At 40.6% G+C, this 12809-nt stretch carries 16 protein-coding genes; all 16 read left to right on the forward strand.

Annotated features, from left to right (window positions below):
* Position 1: 1 nt before the first annotated feature.
* Entirely contained in the window at positions 2–1093 is a 1092-nt protein-coding gene (locus AC1TO4_RS01750; protein ID WP_482103899.1) for an FtsW/RodA/SpoVE family cell cycle protein, read from the forward strand.
* A 16-nt stretch (positions 1094–1109) separates the two neighbouring features.
* Positions 1110–1895: a cell division protein FtsQ/DivIB gene (locus AC1TO4_RS01755; RefSeq protein ID WP_482100358.1), complete on the forward strand. Its 786-nt coding sequence runs from the start codon at positions 1110–1112 to the stop codon at positions 1893–1895.
* Positions 1879–2601, forward strand: coding sequence for a DUF881 domain-containing protein (locus AC1TO4_RS01760; protein ID WP_482100359.1), 723 nt, complete (start codon positions 1879–1881; stop codon positions 2599–2601). Before AC1TO4_RS01755 ends, AC1TO4_RS01760 begins: the two co-directional genes overlap by 17 nt.
* A gap of 37 nt (positions 2602–2638) precedes the next feature.
* Positions 2639–3355, forward strand: a complete 717-nt coding sequence (locus AC1TO4_RS01765; RefSeq protein WP_482100360.1) for a DUF881 domain-containing protein — start codon at positions 2639–2641, stop codon at positions 3353–3355.
* 3 nt (positions 3356–3358) lie between these two features.
* Complete coding sequence (locus tag AC1TO4_RS01770) at positions 3359–3727, forward strand: small basic family protein (RefSeq protein WP_482100361.1); 369 nt, start codon at positions 3359–3361, stop codon at positions 3725–3727.
* Positions 3728–3824: 97 nt separating this feature from the next.
* Positions 3825–5105, forward strand: a complete 1281-nt coding sequence (gene ftsA / locus AC1TO4_RS01775) for a cell division protein FtsA (RefSeq protein WP_482100362.1) — start codon at positions 3825–3827, stop codon at positions 5103–5105.
* A 42-nt stretch (positions 5106–5147) separates the two neighbouring features.
* Complete coding sequence (gene ftsZ, locus AC1TO4_RS01780) at positions 5148–6332, forward strand: cell division protein FtsZ (protein WP_482103900.1); 1185 nt, start codon at positions 5148–5150, stop codon at positions 6330–6332.
* Between the two features lie 652 nt (positions 6333–6984).
* Positions 6985–7257 (forward strand): transposase, encoded by a 273-nt coding sequence (locus AC1TO4_RS01785; protein ID WP_482103901.1) that lies wholly within the window; start codon positions 6985–6987, stop codon positions 7255–7257.
* Positions 7258–7604: 347 nt separating this feature from the next.
* Positions 7605–8459, forward strand: coding sequence for a sigma-E processing peptidase SpoIIGA (locus tag AC1TO4_RS01790; RefSeq protein ID WP_482100364.1), 855 nt, complete (start codon positions 7605–7607; stop codon positions 8457–8459).
* Positions 8449–9159: an RNA polymerase sporulation sigma factor SigE gene (gene sigE / locus AC1TO4_RS01795; RefSeq protein ID WP_482100365.1), complete on the forward strand. Its 711-nt coding sequence runs from the start codon at positions 8449–8451 to the stop codon at positions 9157–9159. The genes AC1TO4_RS01790 and sigE overlap by 11 nt, the downstream gene beginning before the upstream one ends.
* A gap of 94 nt (positions 9160–9253) precedes the next feature.
* Positions 9254–10036 (forward strand): RNA polymerase sporulation sigma factor SigG, encoded by a 783-nt coding sequence (gene sigG, locus AC1TO4_RS01800; RefSeq protein ID WP_482100366.1) that lies wholly within the window; start codon positions 9254–9256, stop codon positions 10034–10036.
* A 78-nt stretch (positions 10037–10114) separates the two neighbouring features.
* Entirely contained in the window at positions 10115–10360 is a 246-nt protein-coding gene (locus AC1TO4_RS01805) for a PRC-barrel domain-containing protein (RefSeq protein WP_482103902.1), read from the forward strand.
* A 69-nt stretch (positions 10361–10429) separates the two neighbouring features.
* A complete protein-coding gene (locus AC1TO4_RS01810; RefSeq protein ID WP_482103903.1) occupies positions 10430–11122 on the forward strand; it encodes a YggS family pyridoxal phosphate-dependent enzyme in 693 nt (230 codons plus the stop codon).
* Positions 11119–11565, forward strand: coding sequence for a cell division protein SepF (locus tag AC1TO4_RS01815; RefSeq protein ID WP_482103904.1), 447 nt, complete (start codon positions 11119–11121; stop codon positions 11563–11565). Before AC1TO4_RS01810 ends, AC1TO4_RS01815 begins: the two co-directional genes overlap by 4 nt.
* 26 nt (positions 11566–11591) lie before the next feature.
* A complete protein-coding gene (locus tag AC1TO4_RS01820; protein ID WP_482103905.1) occupies positions 11592–11882 on the forward strand; it encodes a YggT family protein in 291 nt (96 codons plus the stop codon).
* Between the two features lie 25 nt (positions 11883–11907).
* Positions 11908–12684 (forward strand): YlmH family RNA-binding protein, encoded by a 777-nt coding sequence (locus AC1TO4_RS01825; protein ID WP_482103906.1) that lies wholly within the window; start codon positions 11908–11910, stop codon positions 12682–12684.
* Positions 12685–12809: the final 125 nt, after the last annotated feature.

Consider the following 12809-nt stretch of genomic DNA (forward strand, 5'->3'; position numbering starts at 1 on the left):
GATGCGTTCACTGGAAGCTAAGTTGAAAACGTCTTTTATTATTTCTGCCGTGACGCTGTCGCTCATCGGATTGGCTTTTGTCCATTCCGCCGGTTCTTATTGGGGAGCTGTCCATTATGCTGATTCCTCCCCTTTCATTGTAAAACAAGCCATTTATATGGCGGTTTCTATTGGTATTGGAATCATTATCATGAAAAGTCCACTAACATCGAATTCGAAAACGTGGACGGTATTTTATATTGCGATGATTTTATTACTCATTGCGGTTCTTATACCTGGAATCGGCGCAGTACGAAACGGCTCCCAAAGTTGGATTGCATTTGGACCATTCAGTCTCCAACCGGCAGAATTCATCAAAGTCGCATTGATCGGAAAACTAGCTTGTAGTATCGCTAATTCGACTGGAAAAAGAGTTTTCCAGTTTAGTCATATCGGGTTGATACTCTTGCCGGCCGCTTTAATCATGTTGCAACCAGATTTAGGCTCCGCCGTCATAATGATTGTCTCTGCATTTGTTATTCTGTTTATTGCAGGATATCCGCTTCGTTTTTTCATGTTTTTAGGATTGGGTGGAATAGGTGCATTTATCGCGTTGATTGCCGCGGCACCTTACAGGTTAGATCGCATTAAATCGTACATTGATCCCTGGAATGATCCGCTTGGTACGGGTTTTCAAGGGATTCAGTCGTTATTTGCCATTGCACCAGGAGGGTTGGTTGGTCATGGTTACGGGAATAGCCGTCAGAAGTATCTTTATTTGCCGGAGCCCCAAAATGACTTCATTTTCTCAATAATTGCAGAAGAATCGGGATTTATTGGAGCCGCGGTGGTTTTGTTCCTGTTCGGTGTCCTTTTGGCAGCAACTTTCGGAATAGCAATCAGAACGAAAGGTAAATATGCATTTTTAATGGTAGCAGGCATGGGTTCCATGATCATCTTTCAAACCTTCTTAAATGTCGGCGTCGTTTCTGGGCTATTGCCTGTCACCGGTGTCACCTTGCCGTTTATCAGCTACGGAGGGTCATCATTAATGACTACCTGGATAGCGGCTGGAACAATTATGCATTTTACAGTTGTAAAAAAATCGTCATGATAAAGGAGGAGCCGAAATGGACAAAGTCATCGATATTGAAGAGCGAATTCCATCCATGCGGGAAAAACGCCGCAAGAAAACGAATAAAAAATTCCTTTTCATGTTGACCGTGTTCATCCTTGCGCTCCTGGCTATCCTTTACTTCCAATCACGATTCAGTAAGGTAGAAGAGATTACTGTAACTGGAGCGGTTCTCCAACAACCGGAATTTTATAAGGAACAAAGCGGTTTATTAAAGGACAAGTCTATCTGGAGCTTCAATACGGGGGAAGTTGAAGAGTCAATGGAGAAGATTATCGGTGTAGAAAAAGTCTCGGTTTCTCGGAAATGGTTTAGAAATGTTGAAATCGCTGTGACTGAGTGGGAGACTGTTGCTTATATGGAAGATGCAGGGCAATATAGTCTTCTGCTAGAAAGTGGGGAAACATTTCCGAACGATTTGTTGCTTCCAGATGCGAAATCTCCAGTTTTGAACAATTTCAAGTCTGCCAAGATACGGAAAAGGATGACAAAGCAATTGTTAAAAATGGAGGACGAAGTCTTCCATTCCATTTCCGAAATAATATTCACTGGAGATAAGTCAGATACGGATAGTATTACAATCTATATGGATGATGGATTTGAAGTCCGTGCCTTCATCTCAACTTTCGCTGAAAAGATGTCTTATTATCCCGACATCACTGCACAATTGAACGACTATGAAAAAGGTGTAATAGACATGGAAGTCGGCACATTTTTCACTCCCTTCAGCAAAGTGTACGGGTTAATTGAGGAGGAGGATACGATTGGCGAAGAAGACTAATGAGGATTACAAGAAGAGGGGTAGGAGCATACTTTTTTCTGTTGTCTTTCTCGTACTCGGTTTCATTCTCGCGTTTTCATATCGGACTCTTGGTATAAATCAGGAGGACGCAAATTTTAAATCTCCTGCATTTATAAAAGAAGAGGATTACCGGGAAAATTTAATTAGTCAGCAGGAACGGAATAAGGAATTGACAGATGAAATCGCCGCCAAGCAGGAAGAGATACGTGAGTATGAACGTTCATTCTCTACAGGGGAGAAAAATCATGCCAATCTCGTGGAAGAAGCCAAAGATCTCCGCTTGCTGCTTGGCGTAATCCCTGCTGCCGGACAAGGTGTCAAAATTACCATGAAAGATGCCGATTACGATCCGGTTGAACAGAATCCGAATGATTATATTGTTCATGAAAGCCATATTCTTCGCGTTATTAATGAACTTAGGATTTCTGGAGCGCAAGGATTAGCGATAAATGGGCAAAGAATAACATCAAACTCTTACATCAAATGCACAGGACCAGTTATTACGGTGGACGGCAAGACATTTCCTGCACCATTCGTTATAGAAGCAATTGGGGATATGAATGTACTGGCATCCGCGCTCCATTTAAAAGGCGGTGTGATTGACAGTTTAATACGGGATAATATTGTGGTTACAACTGAACAATTAAAAGATATTCAACTATCGGCATTACTGGATGAAGGTTGAATAACGGTCTAGGAGGATCCGAAAGGAGGTTGGACGGATGAAGAAAATACATTGGAGATTTACTTTAATCCTGCTCCTAGTTGGATTCATGTCTGCCGTCCAATTCAATTCGTTGAAAAGTCCCGAAGAAAGGGATACGAGGGATATTTGGGCAATCCGTCAAGACTTGGCAGCTGAAAAGCAATTTCATTCTGAATTGCTGTCTGAAATTCGTGAATTGGACCAAACGATTATTACATACAAATCGTTGAACGATGAAAATACTGGAACAGCCTTAACCCAAACAGTGGACAAACTCTATCGTCAAGCGGGCGTCACGGACATTCAAGGTCCTGGCATTGTCATCAAGGTAAAGCCTTCACCGGAGAGTGTGGCATTTGGGATTCCGATAACGGGGATATCACCTGATTTGCTAACACGTTTTGTCAATGAGCTAAATAGGTTTAATGGGCTTACTTATGAAATAGATGGTAAGCGGTTTACGATATTGAGTTCAATCAGGGATATTAACGGTATGACAACTGTAAATGGACTAAATGTATCTACCCCCCCGTTTACCATTAAAATCATTTCCCCGACGTTTACGGAAAGTGAAAAGTTGTATAATTATTTATTGGCTTCGACCATTCATGATGACTTTTATATCGACGATTTAATCCTCGAGGTTGGGAAACCCGAAATGGATCTTGAGATACGAGGCTATCCAGACAGATTTGATAATCAATTTTTAGAAGAATTGCCGAAAGGGGAATGACTTATGTGGTTACCTATACTCGGTCTCATAATTGGAATTTCGCTTGGACTCTTGTCAGACATTCAAATTCCACAAATATACGATAATTATTTATCAATTGCAGTACTTGCCGCTTTAGATACGTTATTTGGAGGCATTAGGGCGCATTTACAGCAAGTATACGATGACAAGGTGTTCGTATCGGGATTCTTCTTTAACATCGCTCTAGCGGCAGCACTGGCATTTCTAGGAGTGCACCTTGGAGTCGATCTGTACCTGGCAGCAATCTTTGCCTTTGGGGTCAGGTTATTCCAAAATATCGCCGTCATTAGAAGAATTTTACTTGTAAAGTGGACGGAACGAGGTAAGATTTCAAATACTAATGTATTGTAATGAAAGGGTTTGAACAAAGTATGTCGAAAATATTTAGACAATACGCTCCTGATACAATAGAATGGGAGTTAAGAGTTGATATGGGAGGTGCCAGCAATTGAGCCAATCAGAACTATATGTATCACTTGATATAGGTTCTTCATCGGTTAAAGTATTAATCGGAGAAGTAGATGGTGGATCCCTACATGTTATCGGAGTTGGTAATGTACAATCCGCGGGAATCCGAAAAGGAACAATTATCGATATAGATGCAACCGTTCAGACTATCCGAAAAGCTGTAGAACAGGCTGAAAGAATGATAGGAATGCAAATTCGTGAAGTCATACTTGGTATACCTGCAAATGGCGTACTATTACAGGATGTCAAAGGCGTTGTTGCAGTTAACTCGGAAAATCGTGAAATCACTGACGATGATCTGGATCGAGTCATGAAATCAGCACAAGTTATGTCTGTTCCACCTGAACGAGAAATTGTTAATATTATTCCAAAACAATTCATTGTTGACGATTATGATGAAATAACGGATCCACGTGGAATGATAGGCGTACGTTTGGAAATGGACGGCACGCTAATTACTACATCAAAAACATTGGTTCATAATATATTACGCTGTGTAGAACGTGCAGGACTTGTGATACGAGAAATTTACCTACAACCGCTTGCGGCTGGTACATTCGCATTAACGGATGATGAAAAAAACCATGGTACTGCTTACATTGATATTGGCGGCGGGTCTACGACAGTTTCGATTTTCGGTCAAAACAGATTCATGTCGACAGCTGTTATCCCTGTGGGTGGGGATCATATTACAAAGGATTTATCAATTATTTTAAAAACCCCAACCGAACAAGCAAGAAAAATTAAACACCAGTATGGACATGCATTCTCTGATGATGCATCTGATGATGAGTTGTTTGAAGTGCCTGTGATCGGTGCTGATTCAAAAGATCAATACAGTCAACGATACATATCTGAAATCATCGGTGTACGGCTTGAGGAACTTTTTGATCTCATCCTGGAAGAACTGTATCGGATGGGTGTAAGGGATCTACCCGGTGGTGTAGTGTTGACCGGTGGAATAACGAAAATGGATGGTTTACTTCAACTTGCCAGACATGTGCTAAAAACGAGAGTTCGAATTCATACACCTGAATACATCGGGGTTAGAGAACCGATGTATACGACAGCGGTTGGTCTTATCCGTTATGCGCATATGCAAGATTCTTATTTTGGCCATGTGCCAGATTCACCGACAGTAGAATCGGATAGTCATTCGGCGGCTCCTGTTAATAAGAAAAAATCGGCAGAACGCAGCAAAGAGAAGAAACCAGGATTAATGGATAAGGCTAAAAGAGTTTTCGATAATTTCTTCGAATAAGGGTATTAAATAATTGTATGTAATGGATTAGGAGGAGAAACGATGCTGGAATTTGACACGAATGTTGACGCGTTAGCCGTCATTAAAGTAATTGGTGTAGGTGGCGGTGGGAACAATGCTGTAAATAGAATGATTGAACATGGGGTACAGGGAGTCGAGTTTATTGCAGTAAACACAGATGCGCAAGCTTTGAATCTTTCTACTGCAGAAGTGAAGTTGCAAATTGGCGGTAAACTGACACGGGGACTTGGAGCAGGTGCAAATCCAGAAGTTGGTAAAAAAGCCGCTGAAGAAAGTAAAGAGCAGCTGGAAGAGGCATTGCGTGGAGCGGATATGGTCTTTGTCACTGCAGGTATGGGTGGAGGAACAGGAACGGGTGCTGCTCCGGTCATCGCACAAATCGCGAAGGATCTTGGTGCACTGACGGTCGGAGTCGTAACAAGACCATTTACATTTGAAGGTCGCAAACGCCAGACACAGGCAATCGGTGGTATTACGGCAATGAAAGAATCTGTCGATACGCTAATAGTCATTCCAAATGATAAGTTACTAGAAATCGTAGACAAAAATACACCTATGTTGGAAGCTTTCCGCGAGGCTGATAATGTACTTCGTCAAGGGGTACAAGGTATTTCTGATTTGATCGCTGTACCTGGACTTATTAACTTGGACTTTGCGGATGTTAAAACAATTATGTCCAATAAAGGTTCTGCTCTAATGGGAATCGGTATGTCAACGGGAGAAAATCGTGCGTCAGAAGCTGCGAAAAAGGCTATCTCGAGTCCTCTACTTGAAACTTCGATTGACGGTGCCAAAGGCGTACTTATGAATATCACAGGTGGTTCTAACCTGAGTTTGTTCGAAGTGCAGGAAGCTGCAGATATCGTAGCTTCAGCATCAGATGAAGATGTGAATATGATTTTCGGATCGGTTATCAATGATAACTTGAAAGACGAGATTATTGTGACAGTCATTGCAACTGGATTTACCGAAGAGCAACTAACGGTATCACGTCCGTCTAGAAGCGCTGGTTTCGGTGCAGGACGTCCACAGGCACGTGAACAACAACAACAACAACAACAACCTCCAGTACAACAACCGCCAACGCGGGAACGCAGGGAGGAAGCGCCACAGTTCCAACAACAGGAACCTCCACGCCAACCTCAAAATAATCATCAAGATGACGCGCTCGATATTCCGACTTTCTTACGTAATCGACGCAGATAATAATGAGAAATTAAAAGCTTACCAAAGATGCAATTGCATTTTTGGTAAGTTTTTTTGTGTGGAAATACTATAAATAATCCACAACTATTAGTTGTACAATATATGACGTTGGTGAAAGAAAATCCCTATCTCCACAAAACAGGAGAAAGGGATAAAATTTTACTTACGTCATTTTTTTATAAATGTAAATTGAACTAAAGAATCCTACTACACGCTGATTTCCGTTCCGAGCGGACGCGTTCCGTGGGGCGTGCGGTGAGCCTCCTCGTCGCGAAAACCGTGCTCCTGCGGGGTCTCACCTGTCACGCTAATCCCACCGGAGTCGCCGCTCTGCACTCCAATCAGCTAAAAGTGTGGGGAACGTAAGTTCAATATAAATAGAGAACAAGTAAGATTCCTTGTAGCATTAAAGTCGACTAAAGCCATCATCCAGGAGGGAACTCACTTGTCATACACTAATATTTTAAATCCCTACTCGATATTCAAGACTCAAACATCACTTTTGAAGAAAAGTTCATAAAAGAAGGGACTTTTAAAGGAAAAGTATATAAAAATGGGACTCAATTGTCTCGAATTACTTTACCGATTACGGGTGTAAATCCAACCTATTTACTTTTGAAAAAGAACAATCCCTGGCAATAGACGTTAAAGATTGCACTCCGAAAACATCTTTATTTACCCTTACAATACCGGAAGGATTGAAGGGGTTAACAATAAAATTAAAGTATTGAATCGTGTCGCATATGCATACAGGAATCTCCAGAATTACAAAAACCGTATTATTTTACACTTAAGTTTAAACCATCTGATAAACATAGCGAACAAAAACGATCACGCTCTAAAGCAGCACAATCTAACTGTCGAGCATTTTATGGGATTGGGCAATTTATGTATACATATATCTAATTTTAAAGTGCAATTTTAGTTGCTTGGAGTGCAAGATGGCGACTCCGGCGGCTGAAGCCGTGCCCGCGGAAAGCGTCCATCTGGAACGGAAAGCAACGAGATATTTGGAAACCTATATAATAAAGGATTGCCGCAAAAAATCAGTTTTACTGACTTTCTGGACAGTCCGGCGACAAAAAAAATCAATTATAGGCGGCTAAAATACTTCACCAACGTCATTTGACAAAGAACCCAGTTATTCAGTAAACAACCATATGTACCGAAAACCGAAATCGAATTCTGTCGATTTCTTTTTTTTACTTAACCCTCGTTCCGACAAACATTTCATGGCATAGATGATATCGTTGTTTTCAGGGAGGGCGGTTTATGTACGGAGAACTCATTGTCGGAGTGAATATGCTGTTCAATTATGCTATCCTTTCATTCGCTAACAAAGCAGGAAACGTCCAAGCCGCTCGCAGAAGACTAGTGTTAGCCGCTTTTGTAGGTGCTTTGGCTGTCACCATCTTGCCATCTTCAATCGTCACTTTAATTTTTTCCTTTATTTGTATGACTTTCTGTGCATTTGGAAGAAACTTTGGCATTTGGAAAAAGTCCTCGGTTATGGTTTTAATCGGTGCAGTATTTGCAGGTGGTTTACTTACCGCTTTTCACTATCGCATCAACATGTTCAGTTCTTCAATAAACGTTCTAACTTATGCGATTGTGGCATATGTCTCCCTATACTTCATGAAAAAGAAGTGGCTAGATGTCAGAACTGCTCGCCATGTATCGGAGCTTCGTAAGTCATCCATATTGAACATATGGAATGCAAATATTGAAATTGATGTGTTCATCGATTCAGGGAACGGTTGTACTGAGCCGTTGTCCGGAGCTCCAGTTCACTTTGTATCATTTAAAGTGCTTGAAAGACATATTCCGAAAGATCTACTAGAACCGCTTCTTGCTTGGGATCCACAAAGTACACCCTCAATGTCTGCATTTCCGAAAGCTTATCAAAAACAAATACGGTTAATACGTTTGGTCACTCTTCAGGGACAGTCCTGGGCTGTCGGCTTCAAGTTCGATCGATGGGTGCTTGGTGATGAAGATACAATGCAACCAGGTTATATAGTCGTGACTAAAAATGACCGCCGTTATCCTGATGGTGCTGAGGCTATTTTGCACGTATCCGCAATGGATATATTAAATGGGGAAAGGGGAACTGCTTATGCTACATGAACTAAAGAAGTGGATGTCGGTTATTGCCAGTTTTTTTAAAAAGAAAAATGGCACATACTATATTGGAGGACACGAATCTCTTCCAAAGCCATTAACACGGGAAGAAGAAGCTGAAACAATCAAAGCATTCATGGAAGGCGATATGAACGCGCGTGATAGGCTTATAGAAAAAAACCTTCGCCTCGTTGTCTACATTGCACGTCGCTTTGATAACACCAACACACATATCGAGGATCTTATCAGCATCGGTGCGATCGGACTTATAAAAGCGATTGAAACATTTAAAACTGACAAAAATATCAAATTGGCTACTTACGCATCTCGTTGTATTGAAAACGAAATTTTAATGCATCTCCGTAAAACGAATAAGACGCGGTCAGAAATATCTTTTGATGAGCCACTCAATTCTGATGCGGACGGAAATGAATTGCTATTGTCGGATATACTCGGCACAGATGAGCACATTATCATTGATGACGTAGAAAAGAAAATAGAACGCCAACACATGATTGAAGCGATTACGAGCCTTGACGAACGGGAGCGCTATATTATGGAATGCCGATTTGGCTTGACGGGACAAGTGGAAATGACACAAAAAGAAGTTGCAGAACTGCTTGGGATTTCACAATCTTATATTTCCCGACTTGAAAAGAAAATAATCTCGGAATTACGTGAAAGTTTAAATCAACCCATTGCATAATGGTTGAAATTGGCGAAGCGGATTCCCGCATATTCTGGACAACTGCGGACAGACTATCTTGTACAGTCATCTACAGAATGCGGAGGAAAAGCGAATGGTACGTACTAGAGTAGAAATTTGTGGAATTGATACGTCCGAATTGCCATTACTAACAAATGATGTGATGAAAGCAACGTTTGTCAGGCTTCAAAGTGGAGATCATTCAGCAAGAGAAGAACTTGTTATTGGTAATTTGCGTCTTGTCCTTAGCTTAGTTCAGAGGTTCGCGTACAGGGGAGAACAGGCGGATGATTTATTTCAAGTCGGCTGCATTGGCTTACTTAAATCGATTGACAACTTTGATTTGAAACATAACGTCAGATTTTCAACTTACGCAGTCCCAATGATTATCGGAGAAATAAAAAGACATTTGCGTGACCATCATTCAATACGGGTATCAAGATCACTACGAGACATTGCATATAAGGCCATCAGAGCCAAAGAACAATTCATTAACGACAATCAAAGAGAACCGCGAATTTCAGATTTGTCAGAAGCAACCGGGATTCCTGCGGACGATATATTATTTGCACTAGACGCAATTCAAGATCCCATGTCACTTCATGAACCTATGAATGGAGACAGTGGGGATCCCGTGTTCATGATGGATCAGATACAAGACAAAACCGTGTCAGAAGAGCGGTGGTTGACATATGTATCTGTAAAAGAAACGGTATCATCAATGGATGAGAGGCAGCAATCCATCCTATCCAAACGATTTTATTTGGGACAGACGCAGACGGAAATTGCAAAAGAACTGGGCATTTCTCAAGCGCAAATATCAAGATTAGAGAAGAGTGCAGTTAAAACGATACGAGAAGGAATGGAACAAAATTGATAATAGTAACGCAATGCAGCGATTGCATTGCGTTATTTTTTTGTTCGTGTGCATATATTCAATCATAGGAGGGGTTTTATGAAGTTTTCAGAAATGCAAAAAAAAGAGGTTATTGATGCAACTAAGGGTTCGTTCCTAGGTTTTGTTCAAGATGCCACAATTGATATTGTTACGGGAAAAGTCGAAACATTGCTTGTCGGAGGTGGAGATCGAAGCAGTTTTTTTGAAGGAAAAGACAAAGATACTAAAAGTGTCAATCTAAAAGACATTACAACAATAGGAAAAGATATCGTACTTGTAGGTAAAAAGGTATCAGGAAAATGATTTATAATTGATATGTACGGGCTAGGTTGGTACAATGAAATGAAAGATATATGAAAAGTAGTGATAATAATGGAAAACCTTCAAAGTCGGATAGAAGAAATTGAACAAATTATACAAATTACGTGTGATCGAGCAGGTCGAAAAAGGTCGGAAATAACGGTCGTTGCCGTCACAAAGGAAGTTTCGGTAGCAAAAACCTCTGAAATTTTGGAAACAGGTATTCAACATCTGGGTGAAAATCGTCCCGAAGTTCTTCTTGAGAAGCAGGTAACAATTCAAAATGATGCGATATGGCATTTTATTGGTAATGTTCAAAGTCGAAAAGTAAAAGATATCATAAACAAGATTGATTACCTACATTCAGTAGACAGACTTAGTTTACTAAAAGAGATTCAAAAGCGTGCAAACCATACAATCGAGTGTTTTATTCAAGTGAATGTCTCTGGTGAAACAACAAAATCTGGTGTCATGCCAGATGAGCTTGAAAGCTTCATTGATGAAGCTGCGGCTTTTGATAAAATCCGAATTATAGGCCTTATGACAATGGCTCCATTCACTGAGGATATGAATGCAATCCGTACAGTTTTCCGTTCATTAAGGGAACTCAGAGACAGCATCTCGGTTAAAGAACTGACACATGCACCTTGTACTCAACTATCAATGGGAATGTCGAACGATTTCACAGTCGCTATTGAAGAAGGGGCAACCCATGTTAGAATCGGTACCGCACTAGTCGGAGCAGAAAGCGGGGGAGAAACATGAGCATCAAAAACAAATTTGAGAAGTGGTTTTATCTGGAAGATGAAGAAAGCGACATTAAAGAACAACCGATTCGTGAAGAACAGCGACCAGTACAAGAGCAACCTCGCAGAGTACCTGCCCGAAAACAAACAACCGGAGAACCACAGCAATCTGCTACGGTCGTCAGTTTGCAAAGTCTCCAGAAGTCTTCAAAAGTCGTTCTTATCGAACCACGTGTTTATGCAGAAGCCCAAGATATATCCGAACACTTGAAAAATAAACGCGCTGTTGTAGTGAATTTACAGCGAATCGAACGGGACCAGGGAATTCGAATTGTCGATTTCTTGAGCGGTACAGTTTATGCAATAGGCGGAGACATTCAACGGATTGGGACGGATATTTTCCTATGCGTTCCTGAAAATGTAGAAGTTGATGGCGCAATATCCGATTATTTTGAAAGATAGAAATTGAATGAGGTGTACGGAATAGAATGGCAGAGATCATAACATTACTTTATAGAGGTATAGCATGGCTAATTCAAATTTACTCAATACTACTTATTATATATATCCTTATGTCTTGGGTACCAGCTTCACGTGAAACTAAGTTTGGTAAAATGCTTGAAAAGATTGCAGAGCCTTATTTAGGTTTTTTCAGAAAGTTCATTCCACCACTAGGTATGATTGATATTTCACCAATCGTAGGTTTATTCGCTTTGAGCTTAATCTCAAAGGGGATTTTTGAAGTATATAAAATGATTATGTTATCCTCACTTATGTGAGGATTTTTTATAAGGAGAGAAACAAATGGAAACAATATTGCAACACTTTAGAAAAGACGAACAACCTTTCATCGAAACGGCAATAGGCTGGATTCGTGAAGTGGAGGATACGTATTCACCTAAATTAACAGGATTCTTAGATCCAAGGCAGCTACGTATTGTTGAATCGCTCGCGGGAAGTTCTAGTTTAGTTGTCGGATCGAGTGGCGCATTTCCTGATGCGGAACGTAGAAGAGTACTTATTTACCCTGATTATTTTGTACCTGAAATGGATGATTATCGTATCGCCATGTTCAATGTCAAATACGCTTCAAAGTTTCTGTCCCTAGATCATAAGGATATTCTTGGTTCGATGATGTCATTAGGCATTGATCGTTCGAAGTTTGGAGACATTCGAGTGGATAATGATGAGGTACAGTTTGCGGTTGTGGACGAGTTAAATGATTATATGACTGCGAACTTTATATCGATTGGAAAAGCGAAAGTGACGGTTGAAAAAAGTCATAATTCTGAAGATTGGATAGACACGACAGATACATGGACAGAGGAAATGTATATTGTCAGCTCCTTAAGACTCGATGTTGTAACGGCTGCTCTATTGAATGTTGCACGCCCGAAAGCTGCTTCACTTATACATAGTGGAAAAGTGAAAGTGAACTGGGCTATACGTGATCAACCCACTTTTGAACTACAAGAATCGGATATGATATCAATTAGAGGTTCAGGTCGTTTTAAAGTGATTGCAATTGAAGGAAGAACCCGCAAAGATAAAATCAGACTCGTCGTTGGGAAGTTAGAATGAATTATTCTTCATTAACGGGCAGTATGCCTCCTACTTTAAGACTTAACCATCACGCGGCGTTCGTAATCTGAGTTCTTTTACAATCAATGGAATGAAAATTCTCTGTTAATTGAAGTTTCACTTTA

It is taken from the genome of Sporosarcina sp. Y838 (genome assembly GCF_056786515.1).

What these genes read in the sequence shown, in the direction of transcription:
- AC1TO4_RS01825 (WP_482103906.1), top strand. Translation starts at nt 11,908, where the DNA reads ATGGAAACAATATTGCAACACTTTAGAAAAGACGAACAACCTTTCATC.
- AC1TO4_RS01755 (WP_482100358.1), top strand. Translation starts at nt 1,110, where the DNA reads ATGGACAAAGTCATCGATATTGAAGAGCGAATTCCATCCATGCGGGAA.
- AC1TO4_RS01790 (WP_482100364.1), top strand. Translation starts at nt 7,605, where the DNA reads ATGTACGGAGAACTCATTGTCGGAGTGAATATGCTGTTCAATTATGCT.
- sigG (WP_482100366.1), top strand. Translation starts at nt 9,254, where the DNA reads ATGGTACGTACTAGAGTAGAAATTTGTGGAATTGATACGTCCGAATTG.
- AC1TO4_RS01810 (WP_482103903.1), top strand. Translation starts at nt 10,430, where the DNA reads ATGGAAAACCTTCAAAGTCGGATAGAAGAAATTGAACAAATTATACAA.
- AC1TO4_RS01750 (WP_482103899.1), top strand. Translation starts at nt 2, where the DNA reads ATGCGTTCACTGGAAGCTAAGTTGAAAACGTCTTTTATTATTTCTGCC.
- AC1TO4_RS01815 (WP_482103904.1), top strand. Translation starts at nt 11,119, where the DNA reads ATGAGCATCAAAAACAAATTTGAGAAGTGGTTTTATCTGGAAGATGAA.
- AC1TO4_RS01770 (WP_482100361.1), top strand. Translation starts at nt 3,359, where the DNA reads ATGTGGTTACCTATACTCGGTCTCATAATTGGAATTTCGCTTGGACTC.
- sigE (WP_482100365.1), top strand. Translation starts at nt 8,449, where the DNA reads ATGCTACATGAACTAAAGAAGTGGATGTCGGTTATTGCCAGTTTTTTT.
- AC1TO4_RS01805 (WP_482103902.1), top strand. Translation starts at nt 10,115, where the DNA reads ATGAAGTTTTCAGAAATGCAAAAAAAAGAGGTTATTGATGCAACTAAG.
- AC1TO4_RS01765 (WP_482100360.1), top strand. Translation starts at nt 2,639, where the DNA reads ATGAAGAAAATACATTGGAGATTTACTTTAATCCTGCTCCTAGTTGGA.
- AC1TO4_RS01820 (WP_482103905.1), top strand. Translation starts at nt 11,592, where the DNA reads ATGGCAGAGATCATAACATTACTTTATAGAGGTATAGCATGGCTAATT.
- ftsZ (WP_482103900.1), top strand. Translation starts at nt 5,148, where the DNA reads ATGCTGGAATTTGACACGAATGTTGACGCGTTAGCCGTCATTAAAGTA.